We start from the raw sequence: 20,128 nt of genomic DNA, 5'->3' as shown, positions 1-20,128 counted from the left end.
AGGCGCCGTACTCAGCGCCGATGTCCAGTGTTTGACGATGCCGACGACGCGGTAGTCACCATTCGGACTCATCGCCTCTCCTGCCAGGAGGAGGTTGTTGTCCCGGTCCTCATCGGCGAGAATTTCGTCCGCACGTCGGAGCATGGCCGGGGTGTTCTGCGAGTGGACAACGACGAGGTAAGGGCCCAGAAGCGGCCCCAGCTCAGCATCAACGCGATCGACATCAGTGGCCGCGACAACGACTGCGAAATGCTCGGCGTCGTCCACCACGACGAAATGCAATGCTGCTTCTTTCTCGACCAGCTCCCCAGCGACCGACCGAGCGAGGGAGAGATCGATCCCGGCCCGGCTGCCAGCAGCGGAAGGCAAAGACAGAAGAGCCTGCGTACCCAATGACGGCGGCGGCGTAAGGACTGCGGCATCCTCAGCTACCGGAATGATGTCCCGGACCGCGACAGCTCCCTCGCGGACCCACACTCCTCGCACCTCGACGTGGCCGTGGGCCAAGCGACCGAGATCTGAAGTTGCTTCCAGGTGAATCCTGGCATCGTCCATAGCAAGGCGGGTCTCGGGTGATAGCGAGACCACCGGAATCAACCACGAGTTGGGTTCGTCTTGCCGGACGAGTCCGCGGACTGCAATGGTGTCCCCCACTGTCGCCTCTCTCGACATGTCTGACATCGTCACCATCTCCTTTCCTCGCACCGACGCTGGTGCAAGACCCTCCCAAGGTCCCACCGCTACCGTTCGGAGACGAGTTCTGGTCTTATTGACCACGCCCGAATGAAACACTGACGGCAACGAGCCTTCATCCTCCACGCCCACCGCGAGATCGTCTGTAGGCCATCTGGGGGACAGGATTCTCGCGAGCCGGCCTCATCGGCTCGTGCGCCACTGAATACACCAGTACCGTCCTTCGATGGAGGAGAACCAGCCGACGACGTATGCCGGTATGTAGCGCTGCTGGCCGAGATGTCGGTGCTCGGGCACGAGACTCAGCAGGTGCGTCGGGCTTCGGTTTCCCTCTTCCGAAACGAAAGAACCGGACAGTCGTGCGGAGCGCCTTTCAGCGCGCGGCTGCAGCTCAGGGCACGGCGACGAACCGCACCAGCGCCGGGTCGACCCGCAACCGGATCCGGTCGCCGACCGCCAGCCCTCCGGCAGCATCCAGCGACAGGTCGACCGCACCGGCATCCGTGTGCACGCGCGCGCCGCCCAGCGTGGGCTCGATGCGCGTCACCTCGGCCGGCCATGACTCCGGGCCCGCCTCGGCGACCCGCACATCGCCCGGCCGGAAGACCGCGGCAAGCCCAGCACCATCCGTCGCAGCGAGAGCACGCGACGCCGGATCGTCACTGGTCAGCAGCACCTCACGGCAGCGCCACGCACCCTCGCTCGCGATGCCCACCAGACGGTTGACCCCGGCGATCGAGGCGACGAAACCGGATGCCGGGGCGGCGAGCACCTCGCGCACCGGCCCCGACTGGGTGACGCGGCCCGCCTCGACGACGAGCAGCCGGTCGGCGAGGGCGACGGCATCCGCAGCATCGTGCGTGACCGCGACGGTCGTGGTCGAGGCGAGCTGGTCGCGCAGCATCCGCCTGATGTCTCCGGCCGTCTCGGGGTCGAGGGCGACGAGCGGCTCGTCGAGCAGCACGACGCGAGGCGATGCGGCGAGCGCCCGAGCGACGGCGACGCGCTGCTGCTCCCCTCCGGACAGCTCGTGCGGCATCCGCCCTCCGGAGCCGGGGAGCCCGACCCGCGCGAGCCAGTCGTCGGCACCGGCTCGCGCCGCACGAGCCTCGACGCCCGCGGCACGCGGCCCGAACGCCACGTTCTCGCGCACCGACAGATGGGGGAACAGCCGCGGCTTCTGCCCCAGCAGCACGACACCGCGGCGCATCGGCTCGGTGCGCACCCGTGGCTTCGCGACGCGGTCGACGACTCGACCTTCGACCGAGATCTCTCCGCCGCCCAGCGGCTCGAGCCCGGCGAGCGCCTGCAGCAGCGTCGACTTGCCCGCGCCGCTCGGCCCCATCACCGCGACCGTCTCCCCCGTCTGCACCTGCAGCGAGACATCGACCGTGAAGTGCTCCCGAGGCACGACCACCTGGGCGCGCAGGCCCTCCACGGCGCTCATCGCGCGGCCCCCGGACGCCAGCCGCGCACCAGCAGCAGCACGAGGATCGCGGTGGCGAGCAGCAGCAGCGCGAGGGCGACCGCCGCGCCCTGGGTGACTCCCGCGCCGTTGAAGGCCGTGTAGATCGCCAGGGGCATCGTCTGGGTGACACCCGGGCGGTTGCCCGCGAACAGCGCGGTCGCTCCGAACTCGCCGATGGCCCTGGCGAAGCACAGCACCACACCGGCGACGATCCCCGGTGCGGCGAGCGGCAGGGTGATGCGGCGCAGGATCGTCCAGCGCCCGGCGCCGAGGGCGGCTGCGGTGCGCTCGTAGTCGACACCCGACGTGCGAACGGCCCCCTCGACCGCGAGCACCAGGAACGGCAGCGCCACGAAGGTCTGTGCGAGGATGACGGCCGTCGTGCTGAACGACAGTCCGAGCCCGCCGAGCCATCCCGCCCGCCCGAACAGGTAGAGCAGGGCGATGCCGCCGACCATGGGCGGCAGGACGAGGGGGATCGTGACGGCCGCGCGCAGCACCGCGGCGAGGCGCGGGCCCGAACGAGCGATCGTCAGCGCCAGGGGAACGCCGATCGCGATGCACAGCAGGGTGGCGATGAGACCGGTGCCCAGCGACAGCAGCAGCGCCGAGCGCGCGGACTCCGACGTGACGTCGGCGATGAACGTCGACCACTCGACACGGGCGACCAGGGCCGCGAGCGGGAGGATGAGGAACGCGAGACCGATCAGGGCGGGGATGGCCAGGGCACGCGGCGCGTATCCGCGCGCTCCGGCGGCGCTCACGGTGCGCCGAACCCGAAGTCTGCCAGGATGCGCTGACCCTCGTCGGAGAGCACGAAGGCGACGAACGCCTCGGCGGCCGCGGGGTTCTGCGCCTCGGACAGCGCGGCGATCGGATAGTGGTTGACGACCTCGCCTGCACCGTCGGGCACGATCACCTCGACATCGTCGCGGTCGATCACATCGGTCGCGTACACGAGGCCCGCGTCCGCTTCGCCGGCCGCGACCTTGGTGAGCACGGCAGTGACGTTCTGCTCGAGGCTCGACGCCTCGACCGCGACACCGGCGTTCGAGAGCAGCGTGGCGGATGCGGCCCCGCACGGCACCTCGGGGGCGCACAGCACGGTGGTGACGTCGGCCAGGTCGGCGAGCGTCTCGACGCCGCCGGGGTTGCCCGTCGACACGGCGATCACGAGCGTGTTGGACGCGAACAGCGTCGGATCGACCGCGGCATCCTCGAGCTTCTGCATGTTGGCCTCGTCGGCCGACGCGAACACGTCGGCCGGGGCGCCCTCGCGCAGCTGCGTGACCAGCGTGGAGGAGCCGTCGTACACACCGCTGACGTCCACGTCGGGGTTCGCCTCGGTGAACGCCGCACCGATCTCGTCGAACGCGCCCGAGAGCGACGCCGCCGCGTAGACCGTGAGCTTGCCGTTCACGGTGCTCCCGGATGCGTCGGCGGTGGCGGTCGGCGTCGGCGACTCCGCACCGGCAGCGCACCCCGTGAGGGTGAGAGCCGCGGCGGTCAGGGCGACCATGACGATACGGCGGAGACGGCGGTTCATGGGTCAGCCCTTCGGCACTTCGACGACGACGTTCGTCGCCTTCACGGATGCGGTGGCGAGCGAGCCCACCTCGAGCTGCAGTTCGCGGGCGGCCTCGGCCGACATGAGCGACACGACGCGGTGGGGTCCGGACTGCAGGTCGACCTGTGCCATGACCCCGTCGATCTGCACACGGGTCACGATGCCGACGAAGCGATTGCGAGCGCTCGAGAGCGCATGGTTCGACTCCTGCGCCTCCTCGGCGAGCGCCACGGCGCGTGCGGCGAGCGCGTCTCCGGGGATCTCGGCCGGAACGGCGTCGGTCGTGGGCAGCAGACCCTGATCGATCCAGCGCCGCACCGTGTCGTCGCTCACGCCGAGCAGCTGTGCCGCGCGCGCGATCCGAAAGTTCTGCATGCGTGAACAGTACCGCAGAAGCGGATGCTCAGACAGTAAACAACCGCATTCGCGGAGGCGCGATGCTCGCCGAGCATCAGCCGCCTCCGAACTCCCAGCGAATCCCCGTGCGTCCGCTGCAACGGCGAGTCCCGGGCATAGCCTGGGGGCATGCAGCCGCTTGTCGCCCCCGCGCCCGCTCTCGACCCGGCCGAACTGGTCCGCACCGCCCGGCACGCGGTGCTCGCCGGCATCGGAGAAGAGGGACAGCGCCGCCTCGCCGCCGCCCACGTGACCGTCGTCGGCGCGGGCGGCATCGGCTCCCCCGTGCTCCTCGCACTGGCCGCCGCAGGGGTGGGCAGCATCACGGTGATCGACGACGACATCGTGGAACTGACGAATCTGCAGCGCCAGCTCGCCCACCGCGTCGAAGACATCGGCAGACCCAAGACCACCTCGGCGGCGCGCGCGATCACCGCGCTGTCGCCCGGGGCAGAGGTCGTCACCGCAGCCGAGCGGCTCGACTCCGAGAACGCCGAGCGCCTGTTCGCCGGGGCGGACATCGTGGTCGACACGAGCGACTCCTTCGCGACCCGACGCGATGTCGCCGCCGCGACCGAAGCCCTCGGCATCCCCCTCGTGTGGGGCGCCGTGCAGGAGTGGCACGCACAGGCGACCGTGTTCTGGTCGGATCCGCCGACAGCGGCGCCGGTGGTCCTGACCGACCTCTTCCCCCTCGGCACAGAGGGCGAGCCGCCGAGCTGCGCACAGGTCGGCGTGCTCGGGGCCCTGTGCGTGCAGGTGGGCGGGATGCTGGCGGGCGAGGTCGTGAAGCTCATCACCGGCGCCGGGGAGCCGCTGCTCGGTCGCCTCGCGATGATCGACGCCCTCACGGCGCGACAGCACGAGATCGCGATCCGTTCGTCGGTGGCGGCATGAGCGCCGCGAACGGCAGCCGCCGGACGGTCGAGGAGCAGCTCGCCCTGGTTCTCGATGCCGCGCTCGTCCTCCCGACCGAGACCCGTGCCGTGCGAGAGGCCGCACGGCGCACCCTCGCGGAACCCGCGACGGCGGCGCACGACATCCCGCTCTTCGACAACTCGGCGATGGACGGCTTCGCGGTGCGCGCAGCCGACGTCGCCGCAGCATCCGCCGAGAACCCGGTGGTGCTGCGCGTGGTCGCCGATCTGCCCGCCGGGGTCTCCGACGATCCGCCTCTGGATGCCGGTGACGCGGCGCGGATCATGACGGGCTCCCCGACGCCGAGCGCCGCTGATGCGATCGTGCCGTTCGAGGACACCGCCGGAGGACTCGCCGACTCGCTCGGCGAGGTGCGAGTGCTGCGCGCACCGGCGACACCGGGAGCCTTCGTGCGCCGTCGCGGCGCCGACCTGCACGCGGGGGACGCCGTCGTTCTCGCGGGCGAGCGCCTCGGAGCGTTCCAGCTCGCGGCCGCCGTCGCCGCCGGTGTGGACACCGTCTCGGTGACGCGGGCACCGCGCGTGGCCGTGGTCTCGACGGGCAGCGAACTGCTGTCACCGGGTGAGCCCGCCGCGCGTGGCCGCATCCCCGACTCGAACGGCCCCCTGCTCGAACTGCTCGTCGCGGATGCCGATTCCGAGGTCGTCCTCGTGACGCGTGTCGCCGACGACGCCGACGCCGTGCGCGCCGTCACCGCGACCGCCGTCGAACGCGGCGCCGATGTGATCGTCTTCACGGGCGGCGTCAGCGCCGGGGCCTACGAACCGGTGCGCGGCGCCTTCGACGGACGGGGGGCCGTCGAGTTCGCGAGCGTCGCGATGCAGCCGGGCAAACCGCAGGCGTTCGGGGCGCTCGACTCCGGGACGCTCGTGTTCGGGCTGCCCGGCAATCCGGTCAGCGTCGCCGTCTCCTTCGAGGTGTTCGTGCGGCCCGCTCTGCTCGCGCTGCAGGGGCGCACCGAGATCCATCGCGCCCGCGCATCCTTCACGGCGGATGCGGCGTGGACGACCCCGCCCGGACGCCGCCAGTACCTTCCCGCCGTCGTCGACCTCGCGACCCGCACCGTGCGCCCTGCCACCGCCGGCGGCTCGGGATCGCACCTCGCCGGCGGTCTCGCCAGGGCGCACGCGTTCGCGATCGTGCCGGCCGAGGTCGAGGCCGTCGCCGTGGGCGACGTGATCGATGTCATGCTGGTCGAATGAGTTTCACGCACCTCGACTCGTCCGGCCACGCGCACATGGTCGACGTGACCGGCAAGCAGCCGACCGTCCGCACCGCGACCGCGCGAGGATTCGTGCGCTGCAGTCCAGAGGTCATCGCGGCGCTGCGTGACGGCACCGCTCCCAAGGGCGACGTGCTCGCGGTCGCCCGCATCGCCGGCATCCAGGCGGCGAAGTCGACCCCGACGCTGCTGCCGCTCGCTCACGTGATCGGGGTGCACCGAGCCGGCGTCGAGCTCGACGTCGTCGACGACGGCGTGCACGTCGAGGCGACGGTCGGCACCGCCGACCGCACCGGCGTCGAGATGGAGGCCCTCACGGCCGTGTCGGTGAGCGCCCTGGCGATCGTCGACATGATCAAGGGGATGGACCGCTCGGTGGTCATCGAGGATGTGCGCATCGTCGCCAAGTCGGGCGGGCGCTCCGGCGACTGGGTGCGCGAGGGAGAGACCCGATGACCGCGATCCGGGTGCGCTACTTCGCCGCCGCCGCCGAGGCCGCGGGTGTCGACTCCGAGGAACGCGGCGAGCGCTCGCTGGCAGAGCTCCGCCTGGCGGTCATGGCCGAGCATCCGGATCTCGCCGACATCCTGCCGCGCTGTGCGGTCATGGTCGACGGCGTGCGTCGCGACGATGACCACGCCCTCGACGACGCCCAGCTGATCGACGTGCTCCCGCCCTTCGCCGGCGGCTGAGCGTCGCGCGAAGCTCGCGCAGCGCCGCGCCACACGGCGTGCGCACGGCGTGCGCACGGCTCCGGCTCAGCCGCCGATGCCCTTCCACGACGTGGTGCCGTCGGATTCGACCTGACGCTTCCACACCGGCAACGACGTCTTGATGTCCTCGATGACCGCGCGGCAGACGGCGAACGCCTCGGCCCGGTGCTCGGCGGCGACGGCGATCACGACGGCCGCGTCGCCCACATCGAGCCGGCCGATGCGGTGACTCACGGCGACGACGACCCTCGCGTCGCCGACGGCATCCGCTGCGGCATTCTGCGCGATCGTCTGCAGCGCCGTCTCGGCGTCGGGGTGCGAGCTGTACTCGAGCCCCACGACCGGGGTCTGCGCATCCGGGTCGTTGTCGCGCACCCGGCCGATGAACGTCGTGACTCCGCCGAGCGCGGGGTCGTCCACCGCCGCCAGGTGCGTCTCGACATCGAGCGGCTCGGTGGAGATGGCGGCGATCCGTACCTCGTTCACGAGTGGTCACCGCCCTCGACCTGGTCGACGACGTGTCTCGCGACGGTCAGCACCACGGGTACACCGGATGCCACGGCCCGCGTGGATCCGGGGAGGTTCACGACCAGCGTCCCGGCCGGATCGACGACACCGGCCAGCCCTCGGGACAGCACGGACAGCGGGGTGTCGGCGAGGCCGCTGCGTCGCAGCTCCTCGGCGATGCCGGGGACCTCGCGCGTGATCACGCGTCGGGTGCCCTCGGGCGTCTCGTCGCGGGGTCCGACCCCGGTTCCGCCGGTGGTCACGATCAGGCGCACCCCCCGCGCGACCGCACGCCGCAGCGCATCGGCCACGGATGTCTCGCCGTCGGCGATGACCTCGGCGTCGGGACAGTGCCAGCCCGCCTCGCGGAGCAGCCCGACGGCGATCGGTCCGCCGCGGTCCTCGCGCTCTCCGGAGAACGAGCGGTCCGAGACGGTGATCACACACGCGGGTAGCGACGTCATGGCTCCACGATAGGGGCTGGCCGAACCGGCCGCACCGGCATCAGTTCACCCGGACCAGAGAACGCTGCCATCCCGATGAGCCGTTCGGCGCGATCGGCGCCCGCTCCTCGATCTGCGTGTCGCCGTTCTTGTTGATCGCGCGCACGGCCACGTAGTGGGTGCCGGGGGTGGCATCCCACTCCATGAACCACTGCACCCAGGTGTTCTCGTTGATCGGCGCCGACAGCGTCGCCGGCATCCAGTCACCCTCGTCGATCTTCACCTCGACGCGCTCAATGCCCACGGTCTGCGCCCACGCGACGCCCGCGATCGGGATGCGCCCGGCATCGACGGCCTGCCCGACCTTCGGAGTGTCGACGCGCGAGGCGAACTTGATCGGCGCCTCGGCGCTGTATCCGCGGGGTGTCCAGTAGGCCTCGTCCTTCTCGAACGTGGTGACCTTGAGCTCGGTGAGCCACTTGGTCGCCGAGACGTAGCCGTAGAGCCCCGGTACCACCATCCGCACCGGGAAGCCGTGCTCGAGCGGCAGCGGCTCTCCGTTCATACCGACCGCGAGGATCGCGTCGAGATTGTCGTCGGTGAGAGCCGACAGCGGCGTGCTCGCCGTGTAGCCGTCGACGCTCTTCGAGAGCACCATGTCGGCGCCGGACTTCACGCCGGCCTTCTTCAGAACATCGCGCAGCGGCACTCCCAGCCACATCGCGTTGCCGACCAGTCCGCCACCGACCTCGTTCGAGACGCAGGTCATCGTGATCGCGTACTCGTCGAGACCCATGTCGAGGATGTCCTGGAAGCTCAGTTCGACGCGCTTGTCGACCATTCCGTCGATGACGAGGCGCCAGGTGCTGGGGTCGATCGTCGGCACCGTCAGGGCGGTGTCGACGCGGTAGAAGTCCTTGTTCGGCGTGATCAGCTTCGTGAGTCCCGGGATGTCGAGCTCCGCGCCCTTCGGCACCGTGACCTTCGACTTCGGAGCCGGCAGCTTGAGAGCCTCGCGGATCGTCGCCACTGACCCGACGGTCATACTGACCGTGCGCGAGGCGATGCCGACGATGACGGCCGAGACGCCGGCGATCCCGGCGAGCAGGAAGAACTGCCGACGGCCGAGGGCCTTCGAGGGCTTCGCATCGTCGGCGTCGGCCTCGGTCTTCTCGCCTTTGCGATCGACCATCTCGGCGGGAACGGCGGATGCCTTCCACGCCGTGAGGCGGCGGATGAGCAGGACGATGATGATCGACCCTGCGATCGTGCCGAGCACCGGAGGCAGGAACGCGAGCGCGGTGACGCCGGCCCTGGTCACGATCGCCGCGGTGGAGAGCGCGCCGGCGACCACCAGGGCGATCACGCCGAGCGGGGGACGCAGCAACTGCAGGATGCCGGCGATCGCCGACGCGATCACCACCGCGAGACCGAGTCCGACCAGCAGCGCGATCTTGTCGTACTCGCCGAATGTCGCGATCGCGAACTCCTTGAACGGCTGAGGGACGATGTCGATCACGAATCCGCCGACCGCGAGGATCGGGCTGGCCGACCGCGCGAAGATCAGCGCGAAGAGTTCGGCGGTGGCCAGGAACACCAGTCCGCTGATCACGCCCGAGAGCGCAGCCCAGAAGAGGAATCTCTTGCCGCCGCGGCGCCGGGTCTGTGTGCCGCGCTGTTCCGCGGTGCTGCGCTGTGCCATGGTCTGCTCCTTCGCACCGAGGACGGTGTGGTCGTCGGTTGTTCGGAGCCGAGCCGGGAACGGATGGTGTCAGAGCGGGCGAGCCGTGACCGTATCGCGTCCCTGGGTCTGGCGCAGGGTGCGCAGGCACCGTGAGCAGAGGATCTCGACGGTCCGCGGGTGATCCTCGGGGCAGACGCAGTCGATCGAGACGCGCCACTTCGCTCGGCGTCCGCACGCGGCATACGCCTCGTCGTCACCGTGATCGCACTCGCAGAGCTGGCGCCCGCGGTCGAGGCCGGCGATCTCTTCGACGGTGCGGTCGACGTCGACGACTCGTTCGGTTGCGATGTCGGATGCGTCGTGCGTTTTCACCACCTGCCGATGTTCCCAGGCTCGTGCGGCCGCGCGCAACACCGCCGCGCCCGGACGCGGGTCACAACTCAGCATGAATGGAACAGAACGAGCCAAGAACACGGGTCAGACGGCAGCTCCCTGGATCTCGTGCTGAATTGTGAACGGGGTCCGCGGGTAACTGCTCTCCCGAGCACCCCCAGATGCGGGTCAGACGCGCCCGGACGCGGGTCAGACCTGCACGACGTGCGGCGGAGGCGGCGGCGCGAGCTGACGCTGCGGCACGCCGTGGGCCTCGCGGTGCAGACGCTCCATGCGGCTGTCCAGCTCGGCCGCGGCCTCGGCCGCGTCGGTCAGGCTGTCGACGAGATGCGAGGGCACCTGGTTCGAGAACTTGTAGTAGATCTTGTGCTCGAGGCTGGCCCAGAAGTCCATCGCGATGGTGCGGAACTGCACCTCGACAGGCACCGATAGAGCACCCGTCGACAGGAAGACCGGCACCTCGATGATCGCGTGCAGGCTCTTGTACCCGTTGCTCTTCGGCGTCGCGATGTAGTCCTTGACCGTGACGACCGTCACGTCGTCCTGCGCCGTGAGCAGATCGAACAGACGATAGACGTCGGCGACGAAGCTGCAGGTCACGCGCACACCGGCGATGTCGGTGATCTCGGCACGAATGCGCGCGAAGTCGGGTTCGGCGATGCCCTTGCGGGCGATCTTCTCGACGATGCTGTCGGGAGTCTTCAACCGGCTCTTGACGTGCTCGATCGGGTTGTACGCGTGGTGGTGGGTGAACTCGTCACGAAGGATCGAGATCTTCGTCTCGACCTCCCGCATCCCGAACTCGTATTCGCGCAGGAAGCGCTGGAACTCATCGCGAAGCTCCCGAGTCTGCTGGATGGCGTCGTCGGTGACCTGGAGGGACGTCATGGATCCGACGTTACGCGCCGGTGATCGGAAGTGGCTGTGGATCGTCGATGCGAAAACGCGTGGATCCTCATTGACGATGTCGGAACCCCGGGATAGAACGGACGGCATGACGACAGCAGGAGAGAAGTGGACCGCAGCTTACGTCGAAGCCTGGACGTCGAACGACCCCCAGCAGATCGCGGCGCTCTTCAGCGAAGACGCCAGGTATCTGACGAGCCCCGATTCCGAACCTCGCGTGGGCCGAGCCGACATCGTCGCCGGCTGGCTCGAGGATCTCGACGACCCCGACACGTGGTCGTTCGAGTGGTGGATCGTCCGAGAGGACGCCGGTTTCGTGGTGATCGAGGGCCGCGCGAAGTACCCCGCCGAACGCGACTACCTCAACCTCTGGATCGTGCGCCTGGATGACGAGGGCCGGGCGACCGAGTTCACGGAGTGGTACATGCCGCGGCCGCACGAGGACTGATCGGTCGAGCACCCGTGCACCCACGCGTAAGGATTTCGTGAGGGACGCACGACACGCCGTAGGGATTCCGTGAGGAACGCGTGAGGGAAGCGTTCGTGGGCGTAATGTCGCCGGACGTGTCAGATGAATCCAGGGACAACACCGACGCTCCCCCTCGCGTGAAGCGCATCCTCATCGGCGACCCGCTCACGAGCGAGCAGGTCGACGATCAGCTGCTGCCGAAGAAGATGGCCCTGCCGATCTTCGCGTCCGACGCGCTGAGCTCGGTCGCCTACGCGCCGCAGGAACTCGTGATGATCCTGCTCATCGGCGGACTGACGTTCCTGTCGTTCACTCCGCTCGTCGCCGCCGCGGTCGTGGTGCTGCTGATCGTGGTGGTGCTGAGCTACCGCCAGCTGATCAAGGCGTACCCGTCGGGAGGCGGCGACTACGAGGTCGCGTCGAAGAACCTCGGCGAGATCCCCGGCGTCATCGTCGCGGCCGCTCTGCTCGTCGACTACGTCCTCACGGTGGCCGTGTCGGTGGCCTCCGGTGTCGACAACATCATCTCCGCCGTCCCCGGTCTCGACCCGCTGCGGGTCGAACTCGCGGTCGGCTTCGTGATCCTGATCATCATCGTGAACCTGCGCGGGGTGCGCGAGGCCTCCCTCGTCTTCGCGATCCCGACGTACGTGTTCATCGCCTCGGTCGGCTTCATGATCGTCACGGGACTCATCCGCACGTTCCTCGGCGACGCGCCGGTCGCGTCCAGCGCCGAGTTCGCGGTGCACTCCGAGAACCTCGGCCAGGCCGCGGTGATCCTGCTGATCCTGCGTGCATTCTCGAGCGGATGCTCCGCCCTGACCGGCGTCGAAGCGGTCTCGAACGGCGTTCCCGCGTTCCGCACGCCGAAGGTCCGCAATGCGCAGTCGACCCTCGTGCTGATGGGATCGATCGCCGCCTGCCTGTTCGCCGGCCTCACCGCTCTCGCCCTGATCACCGGCGTGCACTACGCCGAGAACCCCTGCGACCTGATCGGCTTCGACTGCTCGAACCCGCAGCCCAGCCTCATGGCGCAGATCGCGGCCGCGACGTTCGGCGGCGGCAGCATCCTCTTCTTCATCGTGCAGGCCGCGACCGCCTGCGTGCTGCTACTGGCGGCCAACACCGCGTTCAACGGGTTCCCGCTGCTCGGATCGGTCCTTGCCCGCGACGGCTACGCCCCCAAGTCGCTGAACACCCGCGGAGACCGCCTCGTGTTCTCGAACGGCATGATCGTGCTCGGCATCGCCGCGATCGCCGTGCTCGTGGTGTTCCAGGCGCGGCTGACCACGCTGATCCAGCTGTACATCATCGGCGTGTTCGTGTCGTTCTCACTGGGGCAGATCGGCATGGTGCGGCACTGGCGGCGCGTGCTGCGAGGCCCCGCCGAGACCACGCCGGGAGCCGGGATCGACGGCGCATCGGCATCCGATCGCCGTTCGGCCAAGGTGGGTCTCGTCATCAACTCGGTGGGTGCCGCGATGACGGTCGCCGTGCTGCTGATCGTGACCATCACGAAGTTCACGCACGGCGCGTACCTGGTGTTCCTCGCGATCCCGGTGCTGGCCTTCCTGATGATGGGCGTCAAGAGGTACTACCGCGACGTGGAGCACGAGATCGCGATCGACGACACCACGAAGTTCGGGGCGACGGGCGACCTGGCGATCGTGCTCGTCAACCGCCTGCAGAAGCCCGTCGTGAAGGCGATCGACTACGCCGTCGCCGCGAAGCACGGCAAGACGCTCGCGGTGCACGTGGCGGTGGCGACCGACGATGCGGCCCAGCTGCAGAAGGACTGGGCGGATCACCTCGTGCCGATCCCGCTCGTCATCGTCGAGTCGCCGTATCGGTCGTTCGCGCAGCCGGTGGCGCAGTTCATCCGGCAGTACCGCGAGAAGCACGGCTCGTCGGTCGTGACCGTCTACCTGCCGCAGTACATCGTGGGGCACTGGTGGGAGACGTTCCTGCACAACCGGCGCTCCCGCCGTCTCGCCAACCAGCTGATGCTGGTGCACGGGGTGTCGGTGACGCTCGTGCCGTGGCTGCTCGACTCGTCCGAGCTCATCTACGGCCGACGCTCGCGGCCGCTGCCGGGCCAGGAGCGCGCCGGACGTCCGGTCGTCGTGGCCGGGCGCCGCGCGCACCGCCCCGAGGGACCGCCCGAGAACTGAGGCACGGCGCGCAGCCGCTCAATAGGCTGGTGCGATGACCGCTACGCCGCACGCCGATGTCTGGCCCGTCCGCACCGAGCGCCTGCAGATCCGTCCGATGACCGCATCCGACATTGATGCGATGTGGGAGTGGCGGCAGCTCCCCGCGGTGAACCGGTGGCTCGGGCTCGCGCCCGACACGATCGAGGCGTTTCGCGAACGGTACCTCGACCCCGACCGGCTCGCGTCGATGCACCTCGTCGAACTGGTCGCGGAGAACGGTGAGGCGACCCCGATCGGTGACATCATGATCAGGATCGGCGACGGGTGGGGTCAACTCGAGGTCGCCGACCGGGTCAAGGGCGTCGAGGCGGAGCTCGGCTGGGTGCTCGATCCCGGCTACACCGGACGAGGCTATGCGACCGAGGCGATCCGCGCGGTGATCGATGTCTGCTTCGGCCCCCTCGGGCTGCGCCGCGTGCACGCCGGGTGCTTCGCCGACAACGAGCCGTCGTGGCGCCTCATGGAGCGCCTGGGCATGCGGCGCGAGGAGTTCAGCCGCAAGACGGCGCTGCACCGGTCGGGCGAGTGGCTCGACGGCATGAACTACGGCATCCTCGCGGAGGAGTGGCCGGTCACGGGTTCCTGAACACGTCGTGATCTCCGACCCGACGCCTGCGGATGGGACCTGTCAACCCGAGACGAGCGCGAGCACGAGCGTCGCCACCAGCACGGTCGGCACGGCCACGATCGCACCCCAGAGCATGAGGCTCCCCCAACGGATCTCGACACCGAGCGACACCACCCTGTGGTGCCACAGCAGGGTGGCCAGCGACGCCCATGGCGTGATGAGCGGGCCGAGGTTCACTCCGATCAGCAATGCCATCAGGGCGACCGGATCACCCGCCGTCGGCTCGAGGATCAGATAGGCGGGCAGGTTGTTGACCCCGTTCGCCGCGAGCGCGCCAGCCGCCGAGAGCCGCAGCAGCTCGCCGGGGGCATGGCCGCTCGTGGCCAGCACCGACAGGAAGTCGAGGAGCCCGTTCGCGTGCGCCGCTTCGACCACCACGAACAGCGCCGCCGCGAGGCCGATCGCCTGCCAGGGCACGAGCGACAGGCGCAGCACGTGACGGCGGCGAATGCCGAACAGGATGACGAGGATGACGGCGGCGACCGTGGCGGGGATCCACACCTCGTGAGTGAGGGCGAGCAGCGGCATGAGCAGCAGCAGCGTCGCGGCAGCGCCCCAGAACAGCACGCGGTCGGAGGGCTGTCCACCCGAGGGCACCCGGTAGTCGCCGAACAGGGTGCGTCGGTGGCGCAGGGTGAGGATCAGCACGGGCACGAGCACACCGACGAGCGTCGGCGCCCAGCTCAGCGCGAGGAACGACAAAGGGTCATCGCCGATCGCGCGCGCCGCCAGCAGGTTGGTGAGGTTCGAGACGGGCAGGGCCAGCGATGCCGTGTTCGCCAGCCACACCGTGACGAGGGCGAAGGGCAGGGGCGGGATGCCGACGCTCTGCGCGAGCACGACGACCACCGGCGTCACGATCACCGCCGTCGTGTCGAGCGAGAGGAACACGGTGCTGATGACCGCGAGCACCACCACCGACACCCACAGCAGGATGACCCGGCCATGCCCCCAGCGCGCGAGGCGCTGCGCCACGACATCGAAGACCGCCGCGTCCCGTGCGAGTTCGGCGACGATCGTGATCGCGATGACGAACCCGAGCACCGGAGCGATGCGGGCGCCGAGTGCCTCGGCATCCGTGGGAGGAAGGATGCCGGAGACGATGCACACCGCCGCCACGGCGATGAGCGCCAGAACGATGATCGTCCCCGTGCCGAGTCGGCGTCGCGTTGCACTCACTCGCTGAGTGTAGATCCGGTGGGCTCGCGTCGTTCACCGTCGATTCGTCAGGCGTGTCGTAGCCGAAGCCAGTGAGGGTTCCCCGTCAGATCCGGATGCCGGTGCTCGCCGTCGCGCGAAAGCCGTGTCGCGAAGTCTCGCGAAGAGTGCTCGAGGTCACTCATGGCCACTCGCACAAAGCCGGGGGCGTAGGACGTCGATATCTCGACGCGCTCCTCTGCTCGCGTAAAACGGATAGTGGCATCGGATTCGGTGAATGTCAGCACCGCTTCTCCCGTGCGTGCGAGATCCGCAAGGACCCATTGCATGGAGAGTGCAAAGTCGTAGACACTGATCCACCCCCACCTCGCGCTGAGATCGACGATCCCGTCGGTGAGAATCACATCACCGAGAAAGCAGTTGTATCGGAGATCACTCTCGGAGACGGTGGCCCAAGAGACGCTGCGCAGGTCCGTATCGATCCGCACCACGTATTCAAGCTGCATATCGGCTCCATTCAAAAAGGAAATGCGGTTCTCACAAAGCCATATTCGTCCACTACGACCCTCAGCCAAGGAGTTGCTTTATGGTCGCTATTAGTGCCAATCGGAGCGTCGAAGCGATAATCGTACACAGCGTTCGGTCGCCCTCCGGAGTTCAACGAGATCTTCCCTCGCTCAACGGTCGCTGTAATCAGATCCCGGATCTTCGCGGACGACGTGCCAGAGGCGAACTGGCCGGCGCCTGGTGCACCTGACAGATGACGGTTCATGATGTGCTGAAGTCTAGGGGCGACCAATACCGCAGTCCGACGGAACGGCATGATCTGCATACCTGGAGAGGTTCTCGCTGTCCGCGTTGATGAGGAAACTCGTGTTCCGAAGTAACTCTGAGTCGGTGCACTCAACGCCGGCATATTACCCCGAAGTGCCATGAGTGAGGGCACTCCGCCACACGCCCCACCATCGGATGAACAGGGGAGCCTTCTCTCACCGCTGAGGTCATGCGATCCAACCGGGTCGGGCGGCCAGACGTAGTCATTGTCGACACCGCCCTGGATCGGGTCGACCTGCAGGAACCGGCCGAGCGCGGGCACGTACAACCGGGCACGCATCTCGACCACCAGTGTCGAGCCCACCGACTCTGCCGGCTTCAACGCGCCCTGATGCCACAGCGAGTTCCCCGCAACCTGACCGGTGTCATTCGACGCCGCCGTACCGACCGCGAACGTGGTGGGGTCGACCGGCTGTCCGAACGGATCCCACAACAGCAATGCGCCGTTGGTCCCGCCGGACCGAGTCATCAACCCGTGCCCACCGAGATTCGGGAACGACCACGTCACCGTGCCCGCCTGATCCGTCCACGACACCCCGCCCGGCAACCCGAGACTGCGAGTCAGGGCAGTACCGACCTTCTGACCCCACGCCGCATCCCCCGCCGACGCGAACAGATACTTCGTCACGACCGCAGGAGCAGACCCCGTGGGGTCAATTGTCCGCGAGACGATCCGCCCCGTCGCATCCCGCACGATCACCACTGTCGAACCGTCCGCGTATGTCGTCCCGATGTGACGATTCGCCGCGTCATAGGAGAACTGCATGTCACCCAGACGCGTCGTATTGCCCCGCGCGTCGTAGACGATCTCCGTGGCCGGGACACCATCCGCCACATTCGACGCGCCAGGGATCGCCCCCGTCACCGCCGTCGACCGCAACCGGTCAGCCCAGTCGTAGCAATACGACGTCTGCGTGGTGACCGCCGTCTGACCCGGCGCTGTCCACACATCGGTCAAGCCTGTACGGTTCCCCGACTTGCCCGCCGACGTGTTCGGCCCGCATCCACCCGTCGCCGCGAACGCATACGACAGCTGATGACCAGGAATGGTCGCCGCCGTCAACCGACCGGCAGCGTCATACCCATACATGGACGAATACGAGGTCGTCCCGCTCGACGTACTCTGCTGCACGATACGACCCGACTGCGACCTGACGACAGCGTCCGACACCGCCTGCCCACCGATCGACCACGTCTGCGACAGCACACGCTGGGCCTGATCACGGCCAATCGCGCTGAGTGCAGACCCGTCCGGATACGCGACCTGCTGCATCCGCTGCAGCGCATCGTACGTCACGTTCGCGAGCTGCTGCCCGTCCACCATCGTGGTCTTCGTCTTGCCGTCGGCATCGTACGTGTATGCCGTCACCGATGCTGCACCACCGGCAGGCGTCGTGCTGATCTGCGTGACGCGTCCCGACGCCGGGTCGTAGGTCGGAGTCGTGACCGTGCCCCAGACATCGGTGTAGCTGACGGTGCGACCGAGCAGATCGGTCGCGGTCGTAACCTTCGATCCGTTCGGCGATCACGCCACCGCCACGCCACTGGTCGTAAAGGTGTACCCACCGCCCGTGACCCGAACGGCATCCGTGGTCGTCGTCGAGATGGTCGCGGTGCCGGTCGGGCCGACCGTCTTGCTCGATTCGACCTGACCGCGGTCGTCGAAGCCGATGCACGACCAGTCGGTGTCGCCCGACGACGTACGATGGCGGCCTGCAGGGGCTGCAAGCGACCTACTATGCCAATCCTCATCTCGCAGGCAAGCCGGGTCTGATCGGTCTGGGCATCGGGGGCACTGCAGGGGCGGTCGACCGTAACTGGGCCGAGGCGTCTCCCGGCTCGGGCATTCCTGTCGACAACTAGCTAAGAGATCGCGGATACTCAGCCTCGAGCGCGATAGACAGCACATCACGAACGCGTAACGGGGATGCGGAGGCCGTGAGCATCCCGCATGCATCGCGCTCACCGCCGTAGGGGAAGCGTGAGGATCGCACGATATCCCTCTGCACGGGAGTTGTATCGACTCTCGTGCTCGACATCATCTACATCGCGCTGACTCTCGCGCTGTTCGCCCTCGTCTCCTCGATCGCTGCGGGGGTGGAACGCCTGTGATCGTCTTCGAGATCATCGCCGCCGCCCTCGCCGTGGCCGCCGTCGTCTATCTCGTGGTGGCTCTCGTCGCCCCGGAGAAGTTCTGATGGGCGCCGGTATGTCGACAGGCGCCGAACTCTGGTTCGGCGCCCTGCAGGCCGCGGTCCTCCTCGTGGCGCTCTTGCTGCTGTACCGCCCGGTCGGCGACTACATGGCCCGCGTCTTCCGCACACCCCGTGACCTGAAGCTCGAGCGCGGCGTGTACCGCCTCATCGGCGTGAACCCGGAATCCGAGCAGACCTGGCGGGCCTACGCCCGCGGCGTCCTCGCCTTCTCAGTGGTCGGTCTGCTGCTCGTCTACGGGCTGCAGCGGCTGCAGGCATTCCTGCCCCAGTCGCTCGGGCTGCCGGCCGTGCCCGAAGGCCTCGCCTTCAACACCGCGGCATCCTTCGTCGCGAACACCAACTGGCAGTCGTACTCGCCCGAGCAGACGATGGGCTACACCGTGCAGCTCGCCGGCCTCACGGTGCAGAACTTCGTCTCGGCGGCCGTGGGCCTCGCCGTCGCCGTCGCCCTCATCCGCGGATTCGCTCGCCGCGGGTCGACGACGATCGGCAACTTCTGGGTCGACCTGATCCGCGGACTCGGCCGCATCCTGCTGCCGATCGCACTGCTCGCCGCGATCGCGCTGATCGCGGGCGGTGTCGTGCAGAACTTCGCCGGCTTCACCGATGTGACCACCGTCTCGGGTGGCACGCAGACCATCCCGGGCGGACCGGTCGCCTCGCAGGAGGCCATCAAGCTCCTCGGCACGAACGGCGGCGGCTTCTTCAACGCCAACTCCGCGCATCCGTTCGAGAACCCGACCGGGTGGACCAACCTGCTGCAGATCCTGCTGATCCTGGTGATCCCGTTCTCCCTCCCCCGCACGTTCGGACGCATGATCGGCGACCACCGTCAGGGCTATGCGATCGCCGCCGTGATGGGCACGATCTTCCTCGTCTCGACCTTCGCGCTCTCGGCGATCGAGCTCGCCGGCCGCGGTTCGGCACCCGAGCTCGCCGGCGCCGCGATGGAGGGCAAGGAGGTGCGCTTCGGCATCCTCGGCTCGACACTGTTCGGCAGCGCCAGCACGCTGACCTCGACCGGCGCGGTCAACTCGATGCACGACTCGTACACGGCACTCGGCGGCATGATGCCGATGCTCAACATGATGCTCGGCGAGGTCGCCCCCGGCGGCGTCGGCACGGGGCTCTACGGCATGCTCGTGCTCGCGATCATCGCGGTGTTCGTCGGTGGACTGTTGGTCGGCCGCACGCCCGAGTACCTCGGCAAGCGCATCGGCCCGAAGGAGATCAAGCTCGCGAGCCTGTACATCCTCGTGACGCCCACCCTCGTGCTGGCCGGCACCGCGCTGAGCTTCGCGATACCCGGCATCCGGGCGGATGTCGAGGCGACCAGCATCCTGAACCCCGGCGTGCACGGCATGAGCGAGGTGCTCTATGCCTTCACATCGGCGGCGAACAACAACGGCTCCGCCTTCGCCGGCCTCACGGCGAACACCCCGTGGTTCAACACCGCGCTCGGCGTCGCGATGCTGCTCGGACGATTCATCCCGATCGTGCTCGTGCTGGCTCTCGCCGGATCATTCGCCGCACAGCAGCGCGTGCCGGAGAACACCGGAACGCTGCCCACGCACCGACCGCAGTTCGTCGGCCTCCTCACCGCCGTCGCGGTCATCATCACCGCACTCACGTACTTCCCCGTGCTCGCACTGGGACCCCTCGCTGAAGGACTCGTCTGA

At 68.5% G+C, this 20,128-nt stretch carries 22 protein-coding genes; 9 read left to right on the top strand and 13 right to left on the bottom strand.

The features are described 5' to 3' along the window. The 5 genes from ABTZ43_RS05800 to ABTZ43_RS05780 form a co-directional block, all read right to left on the bottom strand. A partial coding sequence (locus ABTZ43_RS05800; protein ID WP_350538143.1) for a hypothetical protein occupies nt 1-690 on the bottom strand: 690 nt, incomplete at its 3' end. Nucleotides 691-1,084: 394 nt separating this feature from the next. Beyond that, nucleotides 1,085-2,140: a sulfate/molybdate ABC transporter ATP-binding protein gene (locus ABTZ43_RS05795; protein ID WP_350538142.1), complete on the bottom strand. Its 1,056-nt coding sequence runs from the start codon at nt 2,138-2,140 to the stop codon at nt 1,085-1,087. Continuing rightward, nucleotides 2,137-2,925, bottom strand: a complete 789-nt coding sequence (locus ABTZ43_RS05790; RefSeq protein WP_149424074.1) for an ABC transporter permease — start codon at nt 2,923-2,925, stop codon at nt 2,137-2,139. The genes ABTZ43_RS05795 and ABTZ43_RS05790 overlap by 4 nt, the downstream gene beginning before the upstream one ends. After that, on the bottom strand, nt 2,922-3,707 hold the full coding sequence (modA, locus tag ABTZ43_RS05785) for a molybdate ABC transporter substrate-binding protein (RefSeq protein WP_350538141.1): 786 nt from the start codon (nt 3,705-3,707) through the stop codon (nt 2,922-2,924). Before modA ends, ABTZ43_RS05790 begins: the two co-directional genes overlap by 4 nt. A gap of 3 nt (nt 3,708-3,710) precedes the next feature. After that, the gene (locus tag ABTZ43_RS05780) at nt 3,711-4,103 is read right to left on the bottom strand and encodes a TOBE domain-containing protein (protein ID WP_056418998.1); all 393 of its coding nucleotides are present in this window, start codon (nt 4,101-4,103) and stop codon (nt 3,711-3,713) included. A 150-nt stretch (nt 4,104-4,253) separates the two neighbouring features. On the opposite strand from ABTZ43_RS05780, the gene ABTZ43_RS05775 reads away from it, so the two are divergent. Genes ABTZ43_RS05775 through ABTZ43_RS05760 form a run of 4 tightly spaced genes read left to right on the top strand, consistent with a single transcriptional unit; the run spans nt 4,254 to nt 6,977 of the window. Then, nucleotides 4,254-5,021, top strand: a complete 768-nt coding sequence (locus ABTZ43_RS05775) for a HesA/MoeB/ThiF family protein (RefSeq protein WP_350538140.1) — start codon at nt 4,254-4,256, stop codon at nt 5,019-5,021. Next, the gene (locus ABTZ43_RS05770) at nt 5,018-6,265 is read left to right on the top strand and encodes a molybdopterin molybdotransferase MoeA (RefSeq protein WP_350538139.1); all 1,248 of its coding nucleotides are present in this window, start codon (nt 5,018-5,020) and stop codon (nt 6,263-6,265) included. Before ABTZ43_RS05775 ends, ABTZ43_RS05770 begins: the two co-directional genes overlap by 4 nt. Beyond that, complete coding sequence (moaC, locus tag ABTZ43_RS05765; RefSeq protein ID WP_350538138.1) at nt 6,262-6,741, top strand: cyclic pyranopterin monophosphate synthase MoaC; 480 nt, start codon at nt 6,262-6,264, stop codon at nt 6,739-6,741. The genes ABTZ43_RS05770 and moaC overlap by 4 nt, the downstream gene beginning before the upstream one ends. After that, entirely contained in the window at nt 6,738-6,977 is a 240-nt protein-coding gene (locus ABTZ43_RS05760; protein ID WP_350538137.1) for a MoaD/ThiS family protein, read from the top strand. The genes moaC and ABTZ43_RS05760 overlap by 4 nt, the downstream gene beginning before the upstream one ends. Nucleotides 6,978-7,043: 66 nt before the next feature. On the opposite strand, the gene ABTZ43_RS05755 is transcribed toward ABTZ43_RS05760, so the two are convergent. From ABTZ43_RS05755 to ABTZ43_RS05735, 5 genes are all read right to left on the bottom strand, one after another. Beyond that, on the bottom strand, nt 7,044-7,484 hold the full coding sequence (locus ABTZ43_RS05755) for a molybdenum cofactor biosynthesis protein MoaE (RefSeq protein ID WP_056413634.1): 441 nt from the start codon (nt 7,482-7,484) through the stop codon (nt 7,044-7,046). Beyond that, on the bottom strand, nt 7,481-7,969 hold the full coding sequence (locus ABTZ43_RS05750; RefSeq protein WP_056413637.1) for a MogA/MoaB family molybdenum cofactor biosynthesis protein: 489 nt from the start codon (nt 7,967-7,969) through the stop codon (nt 7,481-7,483). Before ABTZ43_RS05750 ends, ABTZ43_RS05755 begins: the two co-directional genes overlap by 4 nt. Nucleotides 7,970-8,009: 40 nt before the next feature. Next, complete coding sequence (locus ABTZ43_RS05745) at nt 8,010-9,650, bottom strand: molybdopterin-dependent oxidoreductase (protein WP_350538136.1); 1,641 nt, start codon at nt 9,648-9,650, stop codon at nt 8,010-8,012. Between the two features lie 69 nt (nt 9,651-9,719). Next, complete coding sequence (locus ABTZ43_RS05740) at nt 9,720-10,007, bottom strand: hypothetical protein (RefSeq protein ID WP_350538135.1); 288 nt, start codon at nt 10,005-10,007, stop codon at nt 9,720-9,722. 207 nt (nt 10,008-10,214) lie between these two features. After that, the gene (locus tag ABTZ43_RS05735; RefSeq protein ID WP_056413646.1) at nt 10,215-10,913 is read right to left on the bottom strand and encodes a GTP pyrophosphokinase; all 699 of its coding nucleotides are present in this window, start codon (nt 10,911-10,913) and stop codon (nt 10,215-10,217) included. 106 nt (nt 10,914-11,019) lie between these two features. On the opposite strand from ABTZ43_RS05735, the gene ABTZ43_RS05730 reads away from it, so the two are divergent. The 3 genes from ABTZ43_RS05730 (at nt 11,020) to ABTZ43_RS05720 (ending at nt 14,199) form a co-directional block, all read left to right on the top strand. After that, entirely contained in the window at nt 11,020-11,379 is a 360-nt protein-coding gene (locus tag ABTZ43_RS05730; RefSeq protein WP_350538134.1) for a nuclear transport factor 2 family protein, read from the top strand. A 104-nt stretch (nt 11,380-11,483) separates the two neighbouring features. Beyond that, a complete protein-coding gene (locus ABTZ43_RS05725) occupies nt 11,484-13,571 on the top strand; it encodes an APC family permease (protein ID WP_253386618.1) in 2,088 nt (695 codons plus the stop codon). Between the two features lie 34 nt (nt 13,572-13,605). After that, nucleotides 13,606-14,199, top strand: a complete 594-nt coding sequence (locus ABTZ43_RS05720; protein WP_350538133.1) for a GNAT family N-acetyltransferase — start codon at nt 13,606-13,608, stop codon at nt 14,197-14,199. 42 nt (nt 14,200-14,241) lie between these two features. Here ABTZ43_RS05720 and ABTZ43_RS05715 read toward each other — a convergent pair whose 3' ends face one another. The 3 genes from ABTZ43_RS05715 to ABTZ43_RS05705 are packed head-to-tail and all read right to left on the bottom strand — an operon-like array spanning nt 14,242 to nt 17,722. Next, nucleotides 14,242-15,420 (bottom strand): SLC13 family permease, encoded by a 1,179-nt coding sequence (locus tag ABTZ43_RS05715; RefSeq protein ID WP_350538132.1) that lies wholly within the window; start codon nt 15,418-15,420, stop codon nt 14,242-14,244. A gap of 47 nt (nt 15,421-15,467) precedes the next feature. Further along, a complete protein-coding gene (locus ABTZ43_RS05710) occupies nt 15,468-15,905 on the bottom strand; it encodes a hypothetical protein (RefSeq protein ID WP_350538131.1) in 438 nt (145 codons plus the stop codon). A gap of 11 nt (nt 15,906-15,916) precedes the next feature. Next, nucleotides 15,917-17,722, bottom strand: coding sequence for an RHS repeat-associated core domain-containing protein (locus tag ABTZ43_RS05705; protein ID WP_502885333.1), 1,806 nt, complete (start codon nt 17,720-17,722; stop codon nt 15,917-15,919). A gap of 619 nt (nt 17,723-18,341) precedes the next feature. Here ABTZ43_RS05705 and ABTZ43_RS05700 point away from each other — a divergent pair. Next, nucleotides 18,342-18,431 carry a potassium-transporting ATPase subunit F gene (locus ABTZ43_RS05700; protein ID WP_056276367.1) on the top strand — a complete coding sequence of 30 codons (90 nt, stop codon included), beginning with the start codon at nt 18,342-18,344 and terminating at the stop codon, nt 18,429-18,431. Then, the gene (kdpA, locus tag ABTZ43_RS05695) at nt 18,431-20,128 is read left to right on the top strand and encodes a potassium-transporting ATPase subunit KdpA (protein ID WP_350538129.1); all 1,698 of its coding nucleotides are present in this window, start codon (nt 18,431-18,433) and stop codon (nt 20,126-20,128) included. Before ABTZ43_RS05700 ends, kdpA begins: the two co-directional genes overlap by 1 nt.

Source organism: Microbacterium sp. NPDC097977 (assembly GCF_040302605.1).
Lineage (GTDB): Bacteria > Actinomycetota > Actinomycetes > Actinomycetales > Microbacteriaceae > Microbacterium.
This window is presented reverse-complemented; position numbering and strand designations above follow the sequence as displayed.

Excerpts from the sequence above, each read along its gene's own strand:
- moaC (WP_350538138.1), top strand. The coding sequence starts at position 6,262 with ATGAGTTTCACGCACCTCGACTCGTCCGGCCACGCGCACATGGTCGAC.
- ABTZ43_RS05780 (WP_056418998.1), bottom strand. The coding sequence starts at position 4,103 with ATGCAGAACTTTCGGATCGCGCGCGCGGCACAGCTGCTCGGCGTGAGC.
- ABTZ43_RS05760 (WP_350538137.1), top strand. The coding sequence starts at position 6,738 with ATGACCGCGATCCGGGTGCGCTACTTCGCCGCCGCCGCCGAGGCCGCG.
- ABTZ43_RS05725 (WP_253386618.1), top strand. The coding sequence starts at position 11,484 with ATGTCGCCGGACGTGTCAGATGAATCCAGGGACAACACCGACGCTCCC.
- ABTZ43_RS05750 (WP_056413637.1), bottom strand. The coding sequence starts at position 7,969 with ATGACGTCGCTACCCGCGTGTGTGATCACCGTCTCGGACCGCTCGTTC.
- ABTZ43_RS05770 (WP_350538139.1), top strand. The coding sequence starts at position 5,018 with ATGAGCGCCGCGAACGGCAGCCGCCGGACGGTCGAGGAGCAGCTCGCC.
- modA (WP_350538141.1), bottom strand. The coding sequence starts at position 3,707 with ATGAACCGCCGTCTCCGCCGTATCGTCATGGTCGCCCTGACCGCCGCG.
- ABTZ43_RS05795 (WP_350538142.1), bottom strand. The coding sequence starts at position 2,140 with ATGAGCGCCGTGGAGGGCCTGCGCGCCCAGGTGGTCGTGCCTCGGGAG.
- ABTZ43_RS05730 (WP_350538134.1), top strand. The coding sequence starts at position 11,020 with ATGACGACAGCAGGAGAGAAGTGGACCGCAGCTTACGTCGAAGCCTGG.
- ABTZ43_RS05745 (WP_350538136.1), bottom strand. The coding sequence starts at position 9,650 with ATGGCACAGCGCAGCACCGCGGAACAGCGCGGCACACAGACCCGGCGC.
- kdpA (WP_350538129.1), top strand. The coding sequence starts at position 18,431 with ATGGGCGCCGGTATGTCGACAGGCGCCGAACTCTGGTTCGGCGCCCTG.
- ABTZ43_RS05710 (WP_350538131.1), bottom strand. The coding sequence starts at position 15,905 with ATGCAGCTTGAATACGTGGTGCGGATCGATACGGACCTGCGCAGCGTC.
- ABTZ43_RS05735 (WP_056413646.1), bottom strand. The coding sequence starts at position 10,913 with ATGACGTCCCTCCAGGTCACCGACGACGCCATCCAGCAGACTCGGGAG.
- ABTZ43_RS05775 (WP_350538140.1), top strand. The coding sequence starts at position 4,254 with ATGCAGCCGCTTGTCGCCCCCGCGCCCGCTCTCGACCCGGCCGAACTG.
- ABTZ43_RS05720 (WP_350538133.1), top strand. The coding sequence starts at position 13,606 with ATGACCGCTACGCCGCACGCCGATGTCTGGCCCGTCCGCACCGAGCGC.